Here is a 20,562-nt window from a genome sequence, read left to right on the forward strand (position 1 = left end):
TCGGCCGCCTGGAGCCTTTCGGTGCAGCGCTTCCGCAATTCCTCGCCCTGCGCATAGAGCGAGATCGACTCGTCGAGCGGCACGTCGCCGCTTTCGAGCCGGCGGACGATCTGTTCCAGCGCGCGCAACGCATCCTCGAAGGACAGGCTCGCCGGGTCGGGAAAGGATGGGGTTTCGGCCATATCGCCTGCATTGGCCGCGCACCCATGCCGGGTCAAGCCCGTATGGGCGCGAATCCCGCCGCGTCGGCGGTGCGGTCATCAAGGCGTCATGCCGTCATTGCAGGGCGCATGGCGGAAAAGCCACGTTTTTGCGTTGACGCACCATGTTGCACATGCACATAGAAGGATCGCTATGAAACATTATTTCCCCCTGATCGCCGTTGCTGGCCTTGCCATGCTGTCCGCCTGCAACAAGAATGACCAACCCGAAGTCGTCGGCGGCCCCGCCGATCCGATGGCCGAAAAGCTGGCCAACGCAGCGCCGGTGGAACTGCCCCCGTCGGTCAAGGCCACCAAGCAATATCGGTGCAAGGACAACAGCCTCTACTTCGTCGATTTCATGACCGACGACAAAACCGCCAATTTCCGCACCAAGAAGGGCGGCGAGCCGACGAAGCTGGTCGCACCCGAAGCCGGGCAGGCCTATGCCGGCGAAGGCGGATACGAAGTGTCTGGCCAGGGCGACGAGGTGAAGATCACCGTCCCGGGCAAGAGCGCGCAGAGCTGCCACGTCTGATCGCCCCGATCCTTCCCGATTATCGCAGGCCGGGTCTTTCGCTGGAAAGGCCCGGCCTTTTTGCTGGCCGGTGCCGCCTTCGCTCAGCGCCGCCCCTCGCCCACTTCGACCGGATCGGGACCGAAGCGATTGCTCCCTCTCGTACCGCCGACGATGAAAAGGACGAGAAGGACGAGGACGCCCAGGATCGGCAGGAACAGCAACAGCAACCACCAACCGCTGCGATCGGTGTCGTGCAACCGGCGCACCATGACCGCCAGGTGCGGGATCAGTATCGCAAGCGCGAACAGGCCGGTCAGCGGCCCGCCATGGGTGCGATAGCCCGCAGTCATCCACCAGGGGCCGGATCGGACCCATTGTTCGGTGACGCTGAGGCCCAGCATCCCCTCGACGACCGCAAGCAGGATGAAGCCCAGCCATATGAACAGCACGAACATCCAGAATTCGCGCGGTCGCGCCCGACCGCTGAACTGCGCATAGCGGCGCAATGGCAATGTCATCCAGTCGAACCCCGTCATTCCCGCGTCCTTTCGATACCTCCGCTTCCCCTAGCATGAATTGCCCGGCGCGCAGCCTTTCCATTGTGATTTGACGGTCGCCTCGCTAAAGGCGCGGGCATGTCCAGCACCGCACCCCAGATCACCCCGGAAGTCGTCGCCGAACATGGCCTTTCCCCGGACGAATATGACCGCGTTCTGAACGCCCTCGGGCGGGAGCCGAACCTGACCGAACTCGGCATCTTTTCTGTGATGTGGTCGGAGCATTGCAGCTACAAGTCGAGCCGCATCCACCTGAAGAAGCTGCCGACGACCGGCCCTCAGGTCATCTGCGGCCCCGGCGAAAATGCGGGCGTGGTGGACATCGGCGACGGGCAGGCGGCGATCTTCAAGATGGAAAGCCACAATCACCCGTCCTACATCGAACCCTATCAGGGCGCGGCGACGGGCGTGGGCGGCATTCTGCGCGACGTGTTCACCATGGGTGCCCGCCCGGTCGCGAACATGAATGCGCTGCGCTTTGGGCGGCCCGATCATCCCAAGATGAAACATCTCATCAGCGGCGTGGTGCATGGCATCGGCGGCTACGGCAATTGCGTGGGCGTGCCGACCGTGGGCGGCGAGGTGAATTTCCACCCCGCCTATGACGGCAATATCCTGGTGAACGCAATGACGGTGGGCGTCGCGGATACCGACAAGATATTCTATTCGGCGGCCAGCGGCATCGGCAACCCCATCGTCTATGTGGGGTCCAAGACCGGGCGCGACGGCATCCACGGCGCGACCATGGCGTCGGCGGACTTCGGCGAGGACAGCGAGGAAAAACGCCCGACCGTGCAGGTGGGCGATCCCTTCACCGAAAAGCTGCTGATCGAGGCGTGTCTCGAACTGATGGCGTCCGACGCCATCGTCGCGATCCAGGACATGGGCGCGGCGGGCCTTACCTCCTCCAGCGTCGAAATGGCGTCCAAGGGCGGCGTCGGCATCGAACTCAACATGGACGCCGTGCCACAGCGCGAAACCGGTATGACCGCTTATGAGATGATGCTGTCGGAAAGCCAGGAACGGATGCTGATGGTGCTCCAGCCGGGCAAGGAAGCGTTCGCCGAAGCGATCTTTCGCAAGTGGGAACTGGACTTCGCGGTCATCGGCCATGTCACCGACACGGGCCGCATGGTGCTGGTGCACAAGGGCGAGACGGTGTGCGACATCCCCCTCGCCCCGCTGGCCGACGACGCGCCGCTCTACGACCGCCCCTCGCTCTCGCGGGAAGATTACAATGCCTGGGCGAAGGTCGAACCCTTGGGCGACCTGCCCACCGGCGCCGAAGTGGGCGCCGATCTTCTGAAGCTCATGGCGTCGCCCGACATCGCCAGCCGCCGCTGGATCTGGGAGCAATATGACCACATGGTCGGTGCCGACACGGTCCAGCGCCCCGGCGGCGACGCGGCGGTCGTGCGCGTCCACGGATCGCGCAAGGGCATCGCCATCAGCACCGACTGCACCCCGCGCTATTGCTATGCCGATCCCTATGAAGGGGGCAAGCAGGCCATCGCCGAATGTTATCGCAACCTGTCGGCGGTGGGCTCTACCCCGCTCGCCGTTACCAACTGCCTGAACTTCGCGAACCCGCAACGGCCCGAGATCATGGCGCAGCTGACAGGCTGCCTCGACGGCATGGGGGACGCGTGCCGCGCGCTGGACTTCCCGATCGTGTCGGGCAATGTCAGCCTCTATAACGAAAGCAAGGCGACCGGTGGCGGATCGGCGATCCTGCCGACGCCCGCCATCGGCGGCATCGGGCTGCTTCGGGACATCGACGCGATGGCGACCGTCGCTTTCAAGGCGGAAGGCGACGCGATCTGGCTGATCGGCGGCGAAGGTTCGCATCTGGGGCAGTCGATCTGGCTGCGTGAAATCGCGGGTCGTGAGGCGGGCGACGCGCCCAAGGTCGATCTGGCCGCCGAGCGCGCCCATGCCGATCTCGTCCGGTCGCTGATCGCGCAGGGTCAGGCGACGGCAGTGCATGACGTGTCCGACGGCGGCCTGCTCGTTGCCATCGCAGAAATGGCGCTGGCGGGCGGCATCGGCGCGGAAATCACCACCGCTTTCACCCCGCAGAGCGCGTTCGGTGAGGATCAGGGCCGCTACGTCGTCACCACCGCGCAGGGCGTGGACGTGCCGGGCGCGGTGCGGATCGGCGCGGTGGGCGGCGACAGCGTCGCAGGCGTGCCGATCGCCGACCTGCGAACCGCGCATGAGGGCTTTTTCCCAGGCCTGATGGACAGCGAACTCTAAAAAAGCGCGTCAGGGTCGGCGCAGGATATATTCATGGTCGGTCCATGCGCCGACCGGAAAGCCATATTCGCCGACCTTGATAAAGCCGCGCCGGGCATAGACCGCCTGCGCCCGCGCGTTGCCCGACCAGACGCCCAGCCACACCGGCCCCGGCATCTCCGCCGCCAACCAGTCGAGCGCTGCGTCCATCAGCGCACGCCCTACCCCCATGCCCTGCGCCGCGTTGAGCGCGTAAAGCTGGTAAAGCTCCCCCTGTTCGGCGCTCGACTGCGGGTGGGGCAGCTTCGTCGGGCCGACGTGTGCGTAGGCGATCAGCCGTGCGCCGTCCTGCGCCACCCATGTCGCGTGAGACGGGTCGGACAGTTCCGACGTCACTTTGTCTTCGCCATAGCTTTCCGCCTCGAACAGCGCGAGGTCCGCCGGGGGATAGGGCACCGCGAACCCGTCCAGAAAGGTTTCGCGGAATGCCGCAAGCTTGAGAGCGGAAAGCGCGGCGGCGTCGCCGGCAACGGCGCGGCGGACTGTGAAGGAAGGTTCGGCCATGGCCGTGCCATGCCATTGCGTTGCGCCCGCCGCAATCAGGCCGGTCGCGTGATCCGCGCGAACAGCAGTTGGTAGGCATCGCGCCCGCCCGCCGCGTCATAGGCCGCCATCACGCGGCGCAGTTCCCCCGCCGATAGCGGCGTGCGACCGGCTTCGGGCACGACCGCCCCGATGCCCTTCAAATGCGTCAGCAGGTCCCGCGCGCCCTGCCCGTCCAAAGCCACCATCTCATCGAAGGCGAACGCGTCGGCATGGCGCGCCAGCATCGTGCGCAAATCGTCCAGCGACGGATAATCCGGCACGCCCGCGCGCAGTCCGCACGCGGCATGGGCCGAACGCCAGGCAGCGAAACTCTCCTGCCCCATCGTCGAGAAGAACAGGCTGCCCCCCGGCTTCAGCAAGCCCACGATCCGTTCCAGCGCGGCGGCCAGATCGTCGAACCACTGAAAGGCGAGACTGGAAAGGATGAGGTCGAACCAGGGCTCGTCAAAAGCGGGATGCTCGCCGTCCATCGCGACGAAGGTGCCGCCGAGCCAGCCGCCGCTCGCCGTCTTTTCGACCATGCGCGGCGACAGATCGGTCGCGACAAGTTCGGCGTCCGGCCAGCGCAGCGGCAACTCGCGCGTCAGGAAACCCGTGCCGCAGCCGATCTCCAGGATGTGCGGTCGTCCGCCCGGCTGCTGCCGCGCCGCAAGGTCCGCGACCAGCCGGGCGGCGAAGCGTTGCGGCCCGGCATGATCGTCATAGCGGTCCGCCGCCGCGCCGAAGGCATCGCTGATCCGTTGCTTGCGCGGGTCGCTCATGGGACGATGCCTTGCGTAATGCCGCAGCAAAGGACAAGAGCCTTTCCCACAAGGACATATCGCACGAAGGATCGCCTGCCCATGCCCCCCGCCCGCATTCCCGCCATGGACGTGCTGCGCGGCTGCGCCGTCATGGGCATCCTCTGGATGAACGTCACCGCCTTCGCCCTGCCCCAGAGCGCCTATTTCAACCCGGCCGTGTCGGGCGCGGTGTCGGGCGGCGACATCGCTTTCTGGGCGACGAGCCTCATTCTGGTCGACGGCAAGATGCGCGGCCTGTTCGCGCTGTTGTTCGGGGCGTCGATGCTGCTCCTCATCGACAAGGAGGAAATGGCGGGGCGCGACGGGCGGCGGACGCAGACGATCCGGTCGGGATGGCTGTTCGTCATCGGCTGCTTCCACTTCTTCCTGCTATGGTGGGGCGATATCCTGCGCGTCTATGCGCTGGTCAGCCTGTTTGCACTGCTGTTCGTGGGGCTCGAACCGCTGGCGCTGGTGAAGCGCGCTTTCCTCTGCTTCCTGCTTCAGTTCCTGACGGTCGGGGCTTTCATCGGCGGCCTTTACCTTTGGAGCCATGCCGCCGCCGCGCCCGACGCCACCGTGGCCACGCGCGAAGGGTTCGGGACGTTCATGGCGGCCCTGTCCGATCCGGCAAGCCCGACGACGACGGCAGAGATCACCGCCTATCGCGGCGGCTTTGCCTATATTCTGGCGATGAAGATCGCCGCATTTCCGGGTGAATGGGTCTGGGGCTTCCTGTTCAACGCGTTCGAAACGCTGGGCTTCATGCTGCTGGGCATGGCGATGCTCAAAGGCGGATTTCTGACCGGAAAGTGGGATGCCGATCAATATCGCCGCACCGCGCGCCACTGTTTCCTGATCGGTGCGCCGCCGATGATCGCCCTCGCCGCCTGGGTGTGGGCGAGCGGATTTGCGCCGCTGCCAAGCTATGGCGTGGCGCTGGCCTGGTCGCTGCCTTTCCGCATTCCGCTGACCGTCGGTTGGGCCGCCCTCATCCTGTGGTGGCTGGCCGGCGACCCGAACGCGCGCCTCGTGTCCCGGCTGGCGGCGGCGGGACGCATGACGCTCAGCAACTATCTGCTCACAAGCCTCATGATGACGGCGATCTTCTACGGGTGGGGCCTCGGCCTGTTCGCGCACGTGCGCCCCGCGATGCTGCCGCTGTTCGTGCTGGCAGGATGGGCCGTCATCCTGCTGTGGTCCAAACCGTGGGCCGACCGATTCGCATTCGGCCCGGTCGAGTGGCTATGGCGCAGCCTGTCGAGCGGCCAAACGCAAAAGATTCGCAGGAGCATCTGAATTACTATTGCGACCTATTATCATATCGATTATCTCTCCTCCATCAGGAGAACGATGTCGATGGTCGTCTGCGTCTGCAATGCCCTTCGTGAAAAGGATGTCCGGGAAGCCGCGCGCAATGGGGCCGATACCCCGTGCAGCGCCTACGCCCAATATGGCCGCCGCCCCAAATGCGGCCAGTGCGTTTCGTTCGCTCGCACTATCATCGCCGCAGAACGCGCGTCTGCCTGAAGGCCGGATTGCGACGCATCCGCATCGTTCCGGGCGCGATCCATTCGCGATAGCAGACTGAAAAACCCCTGATTTCCGGGCCTTTTTGGCTTAACAGCCGCCCATAGCCAAGCTATAGGGACAGCCTTTCCCAAGGTCAGCCGGAGTAACACGCCATGAAGGGCGACGCCAAGGTCATCGAATATCTGAACGAGGTGCTCAAGAACGAGCTGACCGCGATCAACCAGTATTTCCTTCACTACCGCATGCTCAATCATTGGGGCATCGAGAAGCTCGCCAAGTTCGAATATGAGGAGTCGATCGATGAGATGAAGCATGCCGACAAGGTGGCGGAACGCATTCTCTTCCTCGACGGTCTACCCAATTTCCAGCTGCTGGGCCGCCTCAAGATCGGCGAGACGGTGGAGGAAATCCTCAAGTCCGATCTCGAACTTGAATATGAGGCGCTGCCGGTTCTGCGCGACGCCATCGCCTATTGCGAGTCGGTGCGCGATTTCGTGAGCCGCGACCTGTTCCAATATATCCTCGAAAGCGAGGAGGAGCATGTCGACACGCTGGAAACCCAGTTCGAGATGATCGAACGCATGGGCATCCACAATTATGTCCAGCTTCAAAGCAAGGCGAAAGAGGACTGATACGTCCGCCATCGCGATGGTTTCTGCCAAGAGGGGCGTCCCGCCGGGGCGCCCCTTTCTTATTTACAGCATGGCGTCGAGCAGACCGATCAGCGGCAGATCGGCTGGCGGCATGGGCAGCGCATACATTTGCGCCGGACGCACCCAGTTGAGCGCCGTCGCGTGGCGCGCCTGCGGCACCCCCTCCCATTTGCGGCAGACATAGAGCAGCAGCAACAAATGCCGGTCACCCAGCGCCTCGCTGGCGAAGGTCGCGGGGGCAAGGCAGCTGCTGTGCGTGCGGATACCCAATTCCTCCTCCAGTTCGCGCACCAGCGCGGCTTCGGGGGTTTCGCCCGGCTCGATCTTTCCGCCGGGAAATTCCCATAGATCGGGCATCGGCTTGCCCGGCGGACGCCGTTGCAACAGCACGCGGCCGTCGCGATCCACCAGCGCCACCGCGACCACCAAGAGGGGGGAAAAACTCGTCATATCGGCTCCGGTCGGAGGGGTTTGTTAACCCTGCTTCCTTTACACGGCTTTAGGGGACTGTCTGTAGCCAGCAGGGGAATGACGATGCGCGCGCTGATCCAGGTCTTGAAAAACAATGGCCTGTCGCAGTGCGAGCGCGGAGCCACCGCAGTCGAATATGGCCTGATCCTCGCCATGATCTTCCTTGCCATCATAGTAGCGGTCAGCAACGTGGCTACTAAGACGGTCGGCATGTGGAATAATGTTTCCAATGAAGTTAGCGCGCATTAACCATCAAAAATTGACACATTGAAATCGTCATTAAGTTTTTTTCAACCGAACTGACCTAATCACCTCCTTGTCGACCACGAATTACCAAGCGGGGCGGCCGGGTAGTAAATGGCTTTATTTTGTTCAATAAGGAGACGTCACATGAAGTTCGTCCGTAAGATTTTCAAAGACAACAAGGGTGCCACCGCGATCGAATACGGCCTGATCGCCGCTCTGATCGCCGTCGCTGCGATCACCGCGATGACCAGCCTCGGTTCGAAGCTCCAGGGCACGTTCAACAACGTGAACGGCAACCTGCGCTGATCCTCGACTTTTCGTCGAAGAGGAAAAGGCGGCGGACTTCTTGTCCGTCGCCTTTTTCTTTTGATTAAGGGTCAATAGGTGACGATCTTCACTCGCGCGCCGGGCCGCAACGTAGCGCCTCGGTCCAGCGCGTTGATCGTGAGGAAGCGTTCCAGCGGATAGTCGGTGTAGGCCATCCGTTTGGCCATCGACTGCACCGTGTCACCCGCTTTCACCGTCACAACCTGCAGCCGGCGCGATCGGATTGCCGCCGCATCCTGCGCCGACAGACGCTGCATCGATTCGACCAGCGGCACGAACGGCCCCACGCCGCGCCCCGCCGGGGTCAGCAGCAGGAAATGATAATATTTGCCGCCGCCAAAATCGTAAGCGAACACCGTCGCGTCGACCTGCTGCGACTGGGTGGAAGCCTGGACAGTGCGCCAGCCGACCGGCAAGCCGTTAATCGTGGTACGTTCGACCGCCCCCTGCGGCACCGACCCGCGATTGCCGCCCAGACGCGCGAAAACCCCGTTTACATAAGCGTCGAGCGATCCTGCCGATGCGCCGCCGCTGAATTGCGCCTGCCCGCCCGATCCGGTGATCGACACGGCGTCGGTTCCGTTTTCCATACCGAAGCCCTCGGGCAGGGTGAAGGCAAGGCGCAGGCCGGGGTGACGGAAGCGGCTGCCGTCGATCACGCCCTGCTTGGGATCGTCGCCGTAAAGAACGCCGTCCACCGCCGTCAGGAACGCGTCGCGATTGCGCATCGTGCTGGTGGAACCGGTCGCCTGCGCACCGCGAAGCGCGCGGTCGACCCGGGACGCCGGATCCGGGTGCGTGCTGGCCCATTCGGGCATCGACCGGGCATTGCCCGACACCTGCGCATCGAGCGTGCTCTGCGCCGCGAGTGACGCCAACATGCTCGACAGCGCCGTCGGATCGTAGCCCGCAGACGCCAGATAGCGAATGCCAAGGTCGTCCGCTTCATATTCCTGACTGCGCGAAAATTTGAGCGTCAGCAGCTGGCTGCCCGTGCCGATCCCCTTTTGCACGATCCCTGCAAGACCCGAATCGCCGAGGAACGCGCCTGCAAGCATGCCCAGCAGCGCGCCGCCGATTGCGTTGCGCTGCGCCGCCTGCTGTCGCCGCTGGCCATGCTGGGCGGCGACGTGGCCGACCTCATGCCCCAGCACGCCCGCCAGTTCCGCCTCGTCGTTCATGAGCGCCATCAACTGCCGCGTGACATAGACATAGCCGCCGGGAATCGCGAAAGCGTTGTTGACCGGCGAATTGAGCAGCGTCACGGTAAAATCGCCCTGCGCATTCGACAGGCCCGATTGCACCGCGATCCGCCGCCCGACCGTTTCAACATAACGCGCCTGCGGCCCGGCGTAGGCGCCGCCGAATTCCTTGAGCAGTTCGGGATGCTGCTTCGCTCCGCTCGCCCTGTCCTGCGCGCTGATCGACGACACGGTGCGGATCGCCCGCTGTTGCCCGACCACCATGGGCGCGCTCAGCGCGACCGCCATGGCCGCACCGGTGCAAGCCAGCGTCACCTTCCAATTCATAGATGTCCACCCTTTCCCGTTACCGGGACGAAACGAACACCGCCGTTCCCCGTTCCCGGCCGGACGATCGGTCAGGCACCGATGGCAAGGAACTTGTCGGCCCGGTCGTTGCGCAACGCTTGCGGATCAAGGCTGCCGAGCGAATCGAGTTCCACCTCGATGGCGGCGCCCAGATTGGCAATGGCCTGCACCGGATCGCGGTGCGCGCCGCCGACCGGTTCAGTCACGATCCGGTCGATGACACCCAGCGATTTAAGATGCTGCGCAGTTATCTGCATCGCGGTTGCCGCGTCGCTCGCCTTTTCGGCGGTGCGCCACAGGATCGACGCACAACCTTCGGGGGAGATGACCGAATAGACCGCATGTTCGAACATTAGCACCCGGTTCGCCGCCGCCAGCGCGATCGCGCCGCCCGATCCGCCCTCACCCACGATGGCCGACACCATCGGTACGCCGAGTTTCAGGCAGGCCTCGGTCGAACGGGCAATCGCTTCGGCTTGACCCCGTTCTTCCGCCTGAACCCCGGGAAAAGCGCCCGACGTATCGACCAGCGTCACGACCGGCAGGTTGAAACGGTCGGCCAGCTCCATCAGGCGGATCGCCTTGCGATAACCTTCAGGCTTGGCCATGCCGAAATTGTGCCGCACCCGGCTGGCGGTGTCGTCGCCTTTCTCGTGGCCGATCACCATCACGCGCCGCTCGCCCAAAGTCGCAAAGCCGCCCAGGATCGCCTGGTCGTCGGCAAAGGCGCGGTCGCCCGCCAGCGGCATGAAATTGTCGAACAGGCCCGCGACATAATCCTTGAAATGCGGGCGGTCGGGGTGGCGCGCGACCTGCGTCTTCTGCCACGGCGTCAGCTTGGCATATGTGTCGCCCAGCATCTTGGCCGCGCGATTTTCCAGCGTCGCGATTTCGCCGTCGATGTTGATGTCGCCTACGCTCGCGGTGGCGCGCAATTCGACGATGCGCGCTTCCAGCTCAGCGATCGGCTTTTCGAATTCCAGAAAGCTTACCATGGCCCGTGCGTTAGGGCGCGGACGGCCCGGCGTCAACGTGCGCCTGCGGCGTGCGCACGGCCATGGCGGCCAGCGGATGGCGCTGGTTCACCAGTTCCACCAGACGGCGGCTGTCGACATGGGTGTAGATCTGCGTCGTCCCGATATCGGCATGGCCCAGCATGGTCTGGAGCGCGCGCAGATCCGCGCCACCTTCCAGCAGATGGGTGGCAAAAGCGTGGCGCAGGACATGCGGGCTGACCCGCTGCGGCGGGATGCCGGCGGCGGCGGCCAGCGCCTTCACCAGCTGATAGAGACGGATGCGGCTGAGATGGCTCTTGCCCGACGGGAACAGCCACGGGCTGTCCACCGGCACATGGTCGAGCCACGCGCTCACCGCCGCGCGCGCGCGGTCGGAAATCGGCACCATCCGCTCCCGCGCGCCCTTGCCCTTGAGGATCAGGAAGGGCCGGTCGGCGGCCAGCGCCCGGCGAGGCAACGACACCAGCTCGCTCGCCCGCAGGCCCGATCCGTAAAGCAGTTCGATGAGCGCGGAGAGCCGCCGATCAAGCGGCGCGGGATGCGCAATCGCCAGTTGCTCCTCGATCCGCGCGAAGAGGCTGTCGACCTCCGCCGTCGTCAGGATCTTGGGCAAGGGGCGCTGCGTCACCGGGCGGGGCAGCGCGCGGGCCGGATTGTCGGCGCGCAGCCCCTCCTCCTCCAGAAACGCGTAGAAGGCGCGCAGCGCAGATGCCTTGCGTGCGACGGAGGATGCGGCCAGCGCGGCCCAAGCGTCCGTCAATGTGGAAAGCGCCTGCCTGTCCGCCCGCGCCAACCCACCGACCAGCGCCGACGCGCCGTTCAGGTCAGTGCGATAGGCCAGCAGCGTATTGCGCGACGCCCCGCGCTCCGCCGCCATCATTTCGAGGAAGCGGTCGATCAGGGCGGCGTCTTCCTGCCCCATCTTCAGGTCCGGCTTATCGCCTCGGCCGCGATCATGCGCGCTTCGGGGTCGAGTCCCACGCGATGCAGCGCCGCGACGACATGATAGAGGTGGGCGGGCGGCAGCTTCGCCCATTCGGTGCCCTGCATTCCGACCGCCGCCAGCAGCGCCACGGTCGCTTTCTCTCCCCGCGCCGCCGCCGCCGCGATGGCGCGCGACCAGCGGCTGTTCGCGGCCAGCGGAATGCCATGTTCCTGCGCCAGCGATTGCGCGTCGTTCGCCGACAGGCGCGACAGGCCTGCAAGCGCGGCGATCAGCATCCGCCCCTTTTCCGCGCCCGCATCGTCGAGATATCCCGAAGCGCGGCTGCTGTTGATTTCCACCACCGGGCTGGGCGCGCCGACCGCGAGCAAGGCCCAGAGCTGCGAAGCGCCCGCGCCGTCCAGCTGCCCCACGGCCCGCGCCCAGCGGGCAGCGTTGCGGTCGTAGCCCGCCGTCAACATCGACGCGACGAGGTTGGCGGCATCCTGCGCATCGGTCTGCGCGACGGGAAGCCCAGCGGCGAACCGGGCCGTTGCGATGAGGCCGACATAATCGGGCTTCGCCTTGTCCTGCCACCATGTCCGCATACCGCCCAGCCGTTCGCCGACCGTCGCGCCCGACGCCGCGACGCGCAGCGCATCGACCCGGTCGGCTACATCGTCGGGCGCGTCGCCATCGGTCCCGATCTGGCCGTAGAAACCGACGAGCGCCGCGTTCGAAAGCACGCCCAGCCGCGCCGCGATATCGGCCCCCGCCCGCCGCTTGAGCGGGGTCAGCGCCGCCGCGCGCGCCTGCCACGCCTGGACATGCGGCCCCGCCGCCGCCATCAGTGCGTCGGGGATATCGACATTGAGGGCGGTCGCAAGGCCGTAGCGCCAGGAGGTCAGCCGGTCGACGCCGCCCCATTCGATCTTGACCGAACGGCGCGCGTTAAAGCCTGTGCCGACCACTTTCTCCGCAAGACGGTAATCGACGCCCCGCGCGACCCCGCGCCGCTGCACCTGGTTGAGCGCCCCGCTGGCGCTCCCCTGGTCCCCCGACAGCGCCGGGCAGATCGCCCGCGTCATGTCCCATCCCGGTGCCTTGCTGGTGCGCAAAGCGCCGTCCGACAACGGACACAGCCCCGCCGGATCGGACGTCGCCAGATAGGTTTCCATGGCCACGGCATAGAGGCGCGGGGTAAAACGATCCACGTCCACGCTCTGGACCATCAGCCGCGCATTGTCCGCTTCACCCATGCGAAGCAGCAGCCAGGCACGCTCGGCGGCCCAGTCCGCGCCGTCGATGTCGCGAGGCGTATCGACGCTGGACAGCAAGGCGCGACGCAGCAGGATGGATGCCCAGCGCGACACGATAGGGGCATGCGTCTGCCGCATCAGCGCGGCGAGATAGCGGCCCGATTCCTGACCGAACGCGTTGGCGTCGAACCCCTGCGTTTCCGGCGTCAGCGGCCCGATCCGGTCGAGCGAGCGCCGCGCACTGTCGGGCAGGTCGTATTTCGATTTCTCAGCCGCCAGTTCCTCCGGCGTCATTGCGTTGGCGGCGTCAACGACCTCCGCCAGCGATGGATCGACCGCTCCGGGCGGGACAAGCGGCTGCACCATCGGAACGCCGGCGGATGGCGCGGATGCACCGGGTGCGGGTTGGGCCGGGCGAGCGGGCTGCGGAGCGGGCGCTTCGGGTGCGTCGCCGAAGCCGGGCGGCAACAGCGATTCGGGCGCCTGTTGCGCGACCACGGGCAAAGCCAGGGCCAGCGCGAAGCTGCCCAGCGCCCACCTGGCATTCCCCCGCGACCGGCGCATCGGCCCTATTGGCCCAGCTTGTCTTGGGCGATGGTCTTTTCAACGCGCTGTTGCGGCTGCTCCCCGCCGCGCGACCAGAAGAAGGCAAGCAGCGCGATCACGATCGCCACCAGGGCAATCGGGATGATCGGCAGGCGGGTGCCCCGGCGGCGCTGGCCACCTTCGAAACTGCTAAAGCTGCTGCGATTATTCTTCATCGGTCCTTGGCTTGTTCTCTTAGGCCGGCAAACGGCCGGGGGACGCGCGGAAAGTTGCGATTTGCCTCCGCGAGCCGGGGCTGTATAGCCCGCAGCGCCATGCAGCGAAACAGCAAAATCCCCGACAGCCAGTCAGGCCGTGGCCCCATCGTGCTGGTGGGAATGATGGGCGTGGGCAAATCGACGGTCGGCCGCCGCCTCGCCGCTCGCATCGGGCTGTCCTTCGTCGATGCCGATGAAGAGATCGAAAAGGCCGCAGGCATGACCGTGTCGGAAATTTTCGACCGTTATGGCGAAGCGCATTTCCGCGACGGCGAACGCCGCGTCATCGCCCGTCTGATGGACGGCGCGCCCAAGGTGATCGCGACCGGCGGCGGCGCTTTCATGCAGGATGAGACCCGCCGCCTGATCCTCTCCAGCGCGACCGCGATCTGGCTCGACGCCGACATCGACATATTGGTCGACCGTGTCGGTCGCCGCGACAGTCGCCCCCTGCTCAAGGGGCGCGACGCCCGCGCCGTGCTCACCGAACTCGCCGCCGTGCGCAACCCGGTCTATGCGCTCGCACCCATCCACGTCAAAAGCATCGCCGCCCCGCATGAGGTCGCGGTCGAAAAGATCATGGAGCAGCTTCCCCAATGGCCCTAGTCCGCGTGGCGCTGGACGCGCGCAGCTACGATATCGCGATCGAGGATGGCGCGCTGGATCGCGCGGGCATCTTACTCGCGCCCTATGCGCGGCAGGGGCGGCTAGTTGTCGTCACCGATTCCCATGTCGCCGCCGCCCAGCTTCCCCGGCTCGAAACCGCGCTGGCGGCCAGCGGCGTAACCGTCGAACCGATCGTGCTGCCCGCAGGCGAACAGACCAAAAGCTGGCGACATCTGGAACAATTGCTCGACGCGCTCCTCGCGCTGGAGATCGAGCGCGGCGATCATGTGGTGGCGCTGGGCGGCGGCGTGATCGGCGACCTGGTGGGCTTTGCCGCCTCCATAATCAAACGCGGCTGCCATTTCGTTCAGGTGCCAACGACCCTGCTGGCGCAAGTGGATTCATCGGTCGGCGGCAAGACCGCGATCAACACGCGCGCAGGCAAGAATCTGGTGGGCAGTTTCTACCAGCCCGCGCTGGTGCTGATCGATCCCTCGACGCTCGACACCTTGCCCCCGCGCGAAACACGCGCAGGCTATGCCGAGGTGGTGAAATATGGCCTGATCGACGACCCCGCTTTCTTCGCCTGGTGCGAGAGCGACGGGCAGCGGCTGCTGGCGGGCGACCGGGGCGCCCGCGTTCACGCCATCGAAAAGAGCGTCCGCGCAAAAGCCGCCATCGTCGCCGATGACGAGCGCGAAACGACCGGTCGCCGCGCCCTCCTCAATCTGGGGCATACGTTCGGCCACGCACTCGAAGCGGACACCGGCTTTTCCGACACGCTGCTGCATGGCGAAGCCGTCGCGGCGGGCATGGCGCTCGCCTTCCGCTACTCTGCGCGGCTGGGACTATGCCCGCAGGCGGATGCGGACCGGGTCACGGCGCACCTGCGCAGTGTCGGGCTGCCCTACGATCTCGCTTCCGCGCGTGTGCAGGCCGATGGCGCGGCGCTGGTCGCGCACATGCTTCACGACAAGAAGATGGCGGCGGGCACCCTCCCCTTCCTGCTGGCGCGCGGCATCGGCCAGACCTTCCTGTCGAAGGATGTGGCACTGGAGGACGTGGCGGCGTTTCTGAACGGGGAGCGGGTTGCGGGATGACCGGATACCAGGCCGTCATTCTGAATGTCGTCACATCGAACTTGTGTCAGTTAATTTGATTGAGATAACGATATCTCGATGCAAATAGTTAAAAATTAGAGCCAAGCCAATCGCATAAGAGGCTGGAGGACGTTTTGCGTTTTTTAAACACCTTTGATCGCTGGCTCGGTCGACTTTCTGGATTGGCCACCTTCTGGCCTGCCCTTCCAGTGGCGGTAAGTGGTCTGGTAACAGCTAAGTTATCTGAAAGTGTGGTGTGGATAGCCCGCTTCGGCGCTTTTGGCTGGTGGTGTGCATTTGTAACAGGCGTTTTGGCGGGATTAGCATCCGCGACGCTATTTGCAGTCTTTAAAGAAAGAATGGCGCGGGCGCATGCCATAACAAAATGGTCGAAGGAGGTCGATAACATTAACCCACTCGACGACCAGTTCACACGAAAGCGAATAAGAATATCTGATTTAGAACATCCAACCACGCACAGAATCGCTGGAAAACGGTTTATCGACTGTCAGTTGGTAGGTCCTGCAACAATCGCGTTTTTAAACCAAACACATATCTCTGGCATAGGATTTATTAATTGCGATCTGATTCCCACAAAGGATGTATTTTTTGCTTTCAATCCCATTGGCGTAGAACGCACCCAAATTATTGGCGGCCAGATTTGTAACGCGACGATCTACCTTCACCCATCAATTCTTAAGTCTATGGAGGCGGATGGGATGCATCCTTATTATCCAGTACTGACGGGCAATACAGAAATTGACGCCCGCCTGCCAAGATCAAAAGCTGGGTGAGAACAGCAACTTTCTAAACCTCACCCCGCCGATCAACGAAAAAGGCGCCCCGTTCCCGGAGCGCCTTTTTCTCTCAAGCCTGTCAGGCCGATTATTTCTTCAGCGTCAGACCGCCGAAACGCTTGTTGAAGCGTGCCACCTGGCCGCCGGTGTCGAGCTGGCGGTTGCCGCCCGTCCAGGCCGGGTGCGACTTGGGATCGATGTCGAGCGCCAGCGTGTCGCCTTCCTTGCCCCAGGTCGAGCGGGTCTGGAAAGTGGTGCCGTCGGTCATCTGGACGGTGATCATGTGGTAGTCGGGGTGGGTATCGGCCTTCATGGCAGTCTTGCTCCTTCGATGGCCGGTTTCCGACCGGCCGGATGCGTCAAAATGGGCGAAGGCGCGCCGTTAGCCTGTTCGGCGCGTCAACGCAAGCATGGTGATGGCCGGTACGGTCAGTCCTTGGGCGGATCGGTGATCATGGCGACGAATTGCGCTTCCGATGCAATCTTGCCGTTCATCATCGCCTTGCCGCTGAACTTGCAGATCGCGCCGCGATTCTGCGTCACTTCCACATGCAGGTCGAGCAGGCAGCCCGGTTCGACGGGCGAACGGAACTTCGCGCCGTCGATGCTCATGAAATAGACGAGCTTGCCCGCTTCGGCGAGGTTCATCGATTCCACCGCCAGCACACCTGCCGCCTGCGCCATCGCCTCGACGATCAGCACGCCGGGCATGATCGGGCGAGTGGGGAAATGGCCCTGGAAAAAGGGCTCGTTCACCGACACCGCCTTGATCGCGTGGATCGACTGGTTGGGCACCAGCGATACCACGCGGTCGATCAGTAGCATCGGGTAACGGTGCGGCAGCGCGGCCATGACCCGACGGATATCCATCGGGCCACGCGCGGTCGTTTCAACCTCGTCACTCATGCGATCAACGCGACTTGGGTGCCTGCCCCGGGGTCGCGGGCGCGGTCGCTGCCGGAGCGGCACCGGCGGCCTGACCTTGACGGCCCGGCTGCCAGCCTGCGGGCGGGGTGATGCCCACGCTGGGGACCAGGGCGTTAAGTTCGGTGATCACCGCGTTGGTGATGTCCGCGCTGGCACCGAAGCTTTCGGTCGCAGCCTTCTTGAACACGACTTCCGACTTGGTCTTGGCGGTCGCCGCCTTCAGCGCGTCGTCCAGCTTGCCGACGATCTGCTCCTCGACATAGGCGCGGGCGACCGCGACCGGCTGGCTGAGGCGCTGAAGTTCGGCCTGGCCATTCTGCTGCGCCTGCTGAAGCTGCTGATACTGGGTTTCGATTGCGGGCGTGGGCTTGTTGCCCGCAGCTTTGTAGGCCGCCTGAAGCGCGTCGTTCTTGGCCTTGAGATCCGCCTCGATTGCGGCGCGGCGCGTGTTGATCTGGTCCAGCTGCGGCTTGTAGGTCGTCTGCATCTGGGTCATCGCGGTCGTGAAGGCGGCGCTGCGGGCGACGGCTTCCTCCAGATCGACGACGGCGATGCCCGACTTGGTCTGGGCAGCGGCCGGCACGGCAGTCAGCGCGATGGCAGTCATGGGCGCCAGCGCCAGAGCGGCGGCCTTTACAATCATCTTCATCAGAATTGAGTCCCTACGTTAAAGGTGATGAGCTTGGTATCGTCCCCTGGTTCCTTCAGCAGGGCCTTGGCGATGTCGATGCGGAACGGGCCGAAGGGCGAGTTCCAGTTGACGCCAAAGCCCACCGACACACGTGGCTTGAGCGTGTCGCCGAGATATTCTTCCTCGAAATTGCCGCCGGCGAACGTGTAGTTGGGCGCACAGACGGGATTGCGCGCCGTGCCACCGGCATTCTGGCGGGCCGAACCGGTCGGTGCGCCAGTGCCGGGGTCACAATAGCCCGCAAAGCTGCCGTTGCCGTTGATGAGGACCGGGTTCTTGAGGCCCGCGACCGCACCTGCGTCGACATAGATCGACGGACGCAGGCCCATTTCGCGCGCACCCGAACCCAGCGGCAGCTCCAGTTCCGCGCGGGTCATGTAATAGATCCGCCCGCCCAGCGCGTCGTCCTGCACATTCTGGCGACCGTTCACCCGCTCGTAGCCGGTGGTGTTGCCGTTCGCGTCGGTCGTCGCCTGGAGGAAGAAGCGCTTCACGCGTGGGCCAACGCCGCGGATATTGAAGCCGCGAATCTGCGGCTCACCCAGGAAGAAGCGGTCGACGAGACGGATGCGCTCAGTCGGGAAGCCGTCCTGATCGACGCGCTGCCCTTCGAGCGAGTGCATATAGCCGCCCTCGCCCGTCAGCGAGAAGACGAACCCGCCGCCCAGCGCGAAATATTTGCCGGCATTGATGCGCGTGCGCACATATTTGACGCTGCCGCCCAGACCCGCGAAATCCTGGCTCAGCACGACCTGCTGGCCGCGCGTCGGACGGATCCGGTTGTCGCGCGCGTCGTAGATCAGCGAATAGCCGACGCTCGACGTGGTGCGCTTGCCGATCGCATCGCACAGATAGCGGCCCGCCCGCAGCGAATCGCAGCTATCGTTCGGGCTGTTGCCGAGGATGCCGTCGCCGTTCCGGTCGGTGTAATAAACGTCCTTGGCCAGCGTCACATCGTCGAAGTTCAGGCTATACCGCAGCGCCAGCGAGATAAACTCGGTGATCGGCACGCCTGCGCGCAGCTGGAACCCGGTGGTCTGCTGCTTGTAGGTGGTGCTGCGGTCGTTGAGGCTGTTGCCGAGGAACCGGAAGCTGTTGAGGTCGCGGCGATAGATGTCGCCGCCCAGCGCGATATTCTTGTCCATGAAATAGGGCTCGGTAAAGCCCAGTTCGATCGACTTGGAATAGGCGGAATAATTGACCGACGTGCGCAGTTCCTGACCCTTGCCGCGGAAATTGCGCTGCGTGACCGATGCGGAAACGATGAAACGTTCGAGCGAGGAATAGCCCGCCGACAGCGACAATTCGCCGGTCGACTTTTCCTGCACGTTTGTTTCAAGCACGATACGGTCCGGCGCGGAGCCAGGCTTCTGCTCGACGTCCAGCTTTTCCTGGAAGAAACCGAGCGAATTGATGCGGTCCTTCGAACGCTTGACGAGGAAGCTGTTGAACGCGTCGCCTTCGGCCAGGCGGAATTCGCGGCGCACGACCTTGTCCTGCGTCAGCGTGTTGCCGTTGATGTCGACCCGCTCGACATAGACGCGGGGCGCGTTGCCGATGCGGAAATTAATCCCCATCGTCAGGTCTTCCTTGTTCCGGTTAAAGTCCGGCGACACGTCCGCAAAGGCATAGCCGAACAGGCCCGCCGTCTCGCTCAGCGTGTCGACCGTGTCCTCGACCTTCTTGGCATTGTACCAGTCGCCCTTCTTCATCGTCAGCGTCTTGGTAAGCGCATCGCCCGACAGGTCGCGAATGTCCGATTCGACCTTCACGTCGCCGAATTTGTAGCGGTCGCCTTCCTCGACGACATAGGTGATGATGAAGTCCTGCTTGTCGGGCGTCAGTTCCGCCACGGCGGAGATCACGCGGAAATCGGCATAGCCTTCGGTCAGGTAGAATTGCCGCAGCTTCTGCTGGTCATAGGCCAGGCGGTCGGGATCGTAGCTGGTGCCCGAGGAAAAGATGCGGAACCAGCGGGACTGCTTCGTCACCATCTGACTGCGCAGTTCGCCGTCCTTGAACTTCTCGTTGCCGATGATGTTGATCTGGCGGACCTTGGACTTGGGACCTTCGCTGATCTCGAACACGATGTCGACGCGGTTCTGGTCGAGCTGCACCATCTTGGGCTCGATCGTCGCGGCAAAGCGGCCCTGGCGGCGATAAAGCTCGATGATGCGGGCCACGTCCGCGCGCACCTTGGACCGGGTATAGATCTGGCGCGGGGCCAGCTTGATCTCGGGCCGGATCTTGTCTTCCTTCAACCGCTTGTTGCCTTCCAGCACGATGCGGTTGATGACCGGGTTCTCCTTCACCTGAAGGGTGATGGCGCCTTTGTCGTTCCGAATCTGGACGTCCGCGAACAATTCGGTTTCGTACAGGTCGCGCAGCGCCTGATCGAGGCTTTCCTGGCTGAACGACTGGCCCTGCCGCAGCTTGGTGTAGGACAGCACCGTGTCCGGCTCCAGCCGCTGCGTGCCGACGACCGTGATGGACGAGATCGTGCCCTCGGGCGCAGCGGCGCCGGTGGCGACGGGCGCTGCGGGTGACGCTGGCGTCGCGGCGGGTGCCGCACCGGTCTGCGCCATCGCGGGCATGCCGGCGATCATCGTGGTCGCCAGAAGGGCGGCCAGGACCGGGCGCTGCCTCATGCTGCTGTTCATCGCTCTCACCCGCTCCACCTTGAAAAGATTCCTAAACGACCCAGATAAATATGTCTGTCGCAACAGACGCCGCCGACCGGCGCTTCCCTGCCTCAAGCGCG

24 protein-coding genes are annotated in these 20,562 nt (G+C 64.3%); 10 read left to right on the plus strand and 14 right to left on the minus strand.

The window, feature by feature from the left end:
- Positions 1–182 (minus strand): exodeoxyribonuclease VII small subunit (locus DI606_RS12945; RefSeq protein WP_293983655.1); only part of this gene is annotated, 182 nt, incomplete at its 3' end.
- 172 nt (positions 183–354) lie between these two features.
- Between DI606_RS12945 and DI606_RS12950 the strand changes: the two genes are divergently transcribed.
- Positions 355–738 carry a hypothetical protein gene (locus tag DI606_RS12950; protein WP_293983658.1) on the plus strand — a complete coding sequence of 128 codons (384 nt, stop codon included), beginning with the start codon at positions 355–357 and terminating at the stop codon, positions 736–738.
- Positions 739–821: 83 nt separating this feature from the next.
- Here DI606_RS12950 and DI606_RS12955 read toward each other — a convergent pair whose 3' ends face one another.
- Positions 822–1,256, minus strand: coding sequence for a DUF805 domain-containing protein (locus DI606_RS12955; protein WP_293983660.1), 435 nt, complete (start codon positions 1,254–1,256; stop codon positions 822–824).
- Between the two features lie 99 nt (positions 1,257–1,355).
- On the opposite strand from DI606_RS12955, the gene purL reads away from it, so the two are divergent.
- On the plus strand, positions 1,356–3,533 hold the full coding sequence (purL, locus tag DI606_RS12960; RefSeq protein WP_293983662.1) for a phosphoribosylformylglycinamidine synthase subunit PurL: 2,178 nt from the start codon (positions 1,356–1,358) through the stop codon (positions 3,531–3,533).
- Positions 3,534–3,542: 9 nt separating this feature from the next.
- Here purL and DI606_RS12965 read toward each other — a convergent pair whose 3' ends face one another.
- Together DI606_RS12965 and DI606_RS12970 are read right to left on the minus strand one after the other, a co-directional pair.
- Complete coding sequence (locus DI606_RS12965; protein ID WP_293983665.1) at positions 3,543–4,076, minus strand: N-acetyltransferase; 534 nt, start codon at positions 4,074–4,076, stop codon at positions 3,543–3,545.
- 35 nt (positions 4,077–4,111) lie between these two features.
- A complete protein-coding gene (locus tag DI606_RS12970; RefSeq protein WP_293983668.1) occupies positions 4,112–4,879 on the minus strand; it encodes a methyltransferase domain-containing protein in 768 nt (255 codons plus the stop codon).
- Between the two features lie 81 nt (positions 4,880–4,960).
- On the opposite strand from DI606_RS12970, the gene DI606_RS12975 reads away from it, so the two are divergent.
- The 3 genes from DI606_RS12975 to bfr all read left to right on the plus strand — a co-directional run bounded on the left by DI606_RS12975 (position 4,961) and on the right by bfr (position 7,065).
- Positions 4,961–6,199 carry a DUF418 domain-containing protein gene (locus tag DI606_RS12975; RefSeq protein WP_293983671.1) on the plus strand — a complete coding sequence of 413 codons (1,239 nt, stop codon included), beginning with the start codon at positions 4,961–4,963 and terminating at the stop codon, positions 6,197–6,199.
- Between the two features lie 60 nt (positions 6,200–6,259).
- Complete coding sequence (locus DI606_RS12980) at positions 6,260–6,430, plus strand: (2Fe-2S)-binding protein (protein ID WP_293983717.1); 171 nt, start codon at positions 6,260–6,262, stop codon at positions 6,428–6,430.
- A 155-nt stretch (positions 6,431–6,585) separates the two neighbouring features.
- On the plus strand, positions 6,586–7,065 hold the full coding sequence (bfr, locus tag DI606_RS12985) for a bacterioferritin (protein ID WP_293983674.1): 480 nt from the start codon (positions 6,586–6,588) through the stop codon (positions 7,063–7,065).
- Between the two features lie 63 nt (positions 7,066–7,128).
- Here the strand turns inward: bfr and DI606_RS12990 are convergent, their stop codons facing one another.
- Positions 7,129–7,536, minus strand: coding sequence for a (deoxy)nucleoside triphosphate pyrophosphohydrolase (locus DI606_RS12990; RefSeq protein WP_293983677.1), 408 nt, complete (start codon positions 7,534–7,536; stop codon positions 7,129–7,131).
- A gap of 84 nt (positions 7,537–7,620) precedes the next feature.
- Between DI606_RS12990 and DI606_RS12995 the strand changes: the two genes are divergently transcribed.
- Entirely contained in the window at positions 7,621–7,806 is a 186-nt protein-coding gene (locus DI606_RS12995; protein ID WP_293983679.1) for a Flp family type IVb pilin, read from the plus strand.
- Between the two features lie 141 nt (positions 7,807–7,947).
- Positions 7,948–8,109 carry a Flp family type IVb pilin gene (locus DI606_RS13000; protein WP_293983681.1) on the plus strand — a complete coding sequence of 54 codons (162 nt, stop codon included), beginning with the start codon at positions 7,948–7,950 and terminating at the stop codon, positions 8,107–8,109.
- A 71-nt stretch (positions 8,110–8,180) separates the two neighbouring features.
- Here the strand turns inward: DI606_RS13000 and DI606_RS13005 are convergent, their stop codons facing one another.
- From DI606_RS13005 to DI606_RS13025, 5 genes are all read right to left on the minus strand, one after another.
- Positions 8,181–9,659 (minus strand): M48 family metalloprotease, encoded by a 1,479-nt coding sequence (locus DI606_RS13005; protein ID WP_293983683.1) that lies wholly within the window; start codon positions 9,657–9,659, stop codon positions 8,181–8,183.
- 71 nt (positions 9,660–9,730) lie between these two features.
- Positions 9,731–10,675 (minus strand): acetyl-CoA carboxylase carboxyltransferase subunit alpha, encoded by a 945-nt coding sequence (locus DI606_RS13010; RefSeq protein WP_293983684.1) that lies wholly within the window; start codon positions 10,673–10,675, stop codon positions 9,731–9,733.
- Between the two features lie 10 nt (positions 10,676–10,685).
- Positions 10,686–11,618: a tyrosine recombinase gene (locus DI606_RS13015; RefSeq protein ID WP_293983685.1), complete on the minus strand. Its 933-nt coding sequence runs from the start codon at positions 11,616–11,618 to the stop codon at positions 10,686–10,688.
- A 2-nt stretch (positions 11,619–11,620) separates the two neighbouring features.
- Positions 11,621–13,441, minus strand: coding sequence for a hypothetical protein (locus DI606_RS13020; protein WP_293983687.1), 1,821 nt, complete (start codon positions 13,439–13,441; stop codon positions 11,621–11,623).
- Positions 13,442–13,446: 5 nt separating this feature from the next.
- Positions 13,447–13,638 carry a hypothetical protein gene (locus DI606_RS13025; RefSeq protein ID WP_293983689.1) on the minus strand — a complete coding sequence of 64 codons (192 nt, stop codon included), beginning with the start codon at positions 13,636–13,638 and terminating at the stop codon, positions 13,447–13,449.
- Positions 13,639–13,737: 99 nt separating this feature from the next.
- Here DI606_RS13025 and DI606_RS13030 point away from each other — a divergent pair, with 99 nt between their 5' ends.
- The 3 genes from DI606_RS13030 to DI606_RS13040 all read left to right on the plus strand — a co-directional run bounded on the left by DI606_RS13030 (position 13,738) and on the right by DI606_RS13040 (position 16,180).
- Positions 13,738–14,286, plus strand: coding sequence for a shikimate kinase (locus tag DI606_RS13030; protein WP_293983690.1), 549 nt, complete (start codon positions 13,738–13,740; stop codon positions 14,284–14,286).
- Entirely contained in the window at positions 14,277–15,386 is a 1,110-nt protein-coding gene (gene aroB, locus DI606_RS13035) for a 3-dehydroquinate synthase (protein ID WP_293983692.1), read from the plus strand. The genes DI606_RS13030 and aroB overlap by 10 nt, the downstream gene beginning before the upstream one ends.
- 134 nt (positions 15,387–15,520) lie before the next feature.
- Positions 15,521–16,180: a hypothetical protein gene (locus tag DI606_RS13040; RefSeq protein WP_293983694.1), complete on the plus strand. Its 660-nt coding sequence runs from the start codon at positions 15,521–15,523 to the stop codon at positions 16,178–16,180.
- 91 nt (positions 16,181–16,271) lie between these two features.
- Here DI606_RS13040 and rpmE read toward each other — a convergent pair whose 3' ends face one another.
- The 4 genes from rpmE to bamA form a co-directional block, all read right to left on the minus strand.
- A complete protein-coding gene (rpmE, locus tag DI606_RS13045) occupies positions 16,272–16,496 on the minus strand; it encodes a 50S ribosomal protein L31 (protein ID WP_009822308.1) in 225 nt (74 codons plus the stop codon).
- A gap of 116 nt (positions 16,497–16,612) precedes the next feature.
- Complete coding sequence (gene fabZ / locus DI606_RS13050) at positions 16,613–17,089, minus strand: 3-hydroxyacyl-ACP dehydratase FabZ (RefSeq protein ID WP_293983696.1); 477 nt, start codon at positions 17,087–17,089, stop codon at positions 16,613–16,615.
- A 4-nt stretch (positions 17,090–17,093) separates the two neighbouring features.
- Positions 17,094–17,759, minus strand: a complete 666-nt coding sequence (locus tag DI606_RS13055) for an OmpH family outer membrane protein (RefSeq protein ID WP_293983698.1) — start codon at positions 17,757–17,759, stop codon at positions 17,094–17,096.
- On the minus strand, positions 17,759–20,461 hold the full coding sequence (gene bamA, locus DI606_RS13060; protein WP_293983700.1) for an outer membrane protein assembly factor BamA: 2,703 nt from the start codon (positions 20,459–20,461) through the stop codon (positions 17,759–17,761). Before bamA ends, DI606_RS13055 begins: the two co-directional genes overlap by 1 nt.
- Between the last annotated feature and the right edge of the window lie 101 nt (positions 20,462–20,562).

The sequence above is a fragment of the Sphingobium sp. genome, assembly GCF_003248505.1.
Lineage (GTDB): Bacteria > Pseudomonadota > Alphaproteobacteria > Sphingomonadales > Sphingomonadaceae > Sphingobium.

Bases quoted from the DNA above. Each gene is read 5' to 3' on its own strand.
- DI606_RS12990 (WP_293983677.1), bottom strand. From the start codon at position 7,536: ATGACGAGTTTTTCCCCCCTCTTGGTGGTCGCGGTGGCGCTGGTGGAT.
- purL (WP_293983662.1), top strand. From the start codon at position 1,356: ATGTCCAGCACCGCACCCCAGATCACCCCGGAAGTCGTCGCCGAACAT.
- DI606_RS12980 (WP_293983717.1), top strand. From the start codon at position 6,260: ATGGTCGTCTGCGTCTGCAATGCCCTTCGTGAAAAGGATGTCCGGGAA.
- DI606_RS13010 (WP_293983684.1), bottom strand. From the start codon at position 10,675: ATGGTAAGCTTTCTGGAATTCGAAAAGCCGATCGCTGAGCTGGAAGCG.
- bamA (WP_293983700.1), bottom strand. From the start codon at position 20,461: ATGAACAGCAGCATGAGGCAGCGCCCGGTCCTGGCCGCCCTTCTGGCG.
- DI606_RS13000 (WP_293983681.1), top strand. From the start codon at position 7,948: ATGAAGTTCGTCCGTAAGATTTTCAAAGACAACAAGGGTGCCACCGCG.
- DI606_RS12995 (WP_293983679.1), top strand. From the start codon at position 7,621: ATGCGCGCGCTGATCCAGGTCTTGAAAAACAATGGCCTGTCGCAGTGC.
- DI606_RS13025 (WP_293983689.1), bottom strand. From the start codon at position 13,638: ATGAAGAATAATCGCAGCAGCTTTAGCAGTTTCGAAGGTGGCCAGCGC.
- DI606_RS12970 (WP_293983668.1), bottom strand. From the start codon at position 4,879: ATGAGCGACCCGCGCAAGCAACGGATCAGCGATGCCTTCGGCGCGGCG.
- DI606_RS13055 (WP_293983698.1), bottom strand. From the start codon at position 17,759: ATGAAGATGATTGTAAAGGCCGCCGCTCTGGCGCTGGCGCCCATGACT.
- aroB (WP_293983692.1), top strand. From the start codon at position 14,277: ATGGCCCTAGTCCGCGTGGCGCTGGACGCGCGCAGCTACGATATCGCG.
- DI606_RS12955 (WP_293983660.1), bottom strand. From the start codon at position 1,256: ATGACGGGGTTCGACTGGATGACATTGCCATTGCGCCGCTATGCGCAG.
- DI606_RS12965 (WP_293983665.1), bottom strand. From the start codon at position 4,076: ATGGCCGAACCTTCCTTCACAGTCCGCCGCGCCGTTGCCGGCGACGCC.
- DI606_RS13015 (WP_293983685.1), bottom strand. From the start codon at position 11,618: ATGGGGCAGGAAGACGCCGCCCTGATCGACCGCTTCCTCGAAATGATG.
- bfr (WP_293983674.1), top strand. From the start codon at position 6,586: ATGAAGGGCGACGCCAAGGTCATCGAATATCTGAACGAGGTGCTCAAG.
- fabZ (WP_293983696.1), bottom strand. From the start codon at position 17,089: ATGAGTGACGAGGTTGAAACGACCGCGCGTGGCCCGATGGATATCCGT.
- DI606_RS12975 (WP_293983671.1), top strand. From the start codon at position 4,961: ATGCCCCCCGCCCGCATTCCCGCCATGGACGTGCTGCGCGGCTGCGCC.
- DI606_RS13030 (WP_293983690.1), top strand. From the start codon at position 13,738: ATGCAGCGAAACAGCAAAATCCCCGACAGCCAGTCAGGCCGTGGCCCC.
- DI606_RS13020 (WP_293983687.1), bottom strand. From the start codon at position 13,441: ATGCGCCGGTCGCGGGGGAATGCCAGGTGGGCGCTGGGCAGCTTCGCG.
- DI606_RS12950 (WP_293983658.1), top strand. From the start codon at position 355: ATGAAACATTATTTCCCCCTGATCGCCGTTGCTGGCCTTGCCATGCTG.
- DI606_RS13005 (WP_293983683.1), bottom strand. From the start codon at position 9,659: ATGAATTGGAAGGTGACGCTGGCTTGCACCGGTGCGGCCATGGCGGTC.
- rpmE (WP_009822308.1), bottom strand. From the start codon at position 16,496: ATGAAGGCCGATACCCACCCCGACTACCACATGATCACCGTCCAGATG.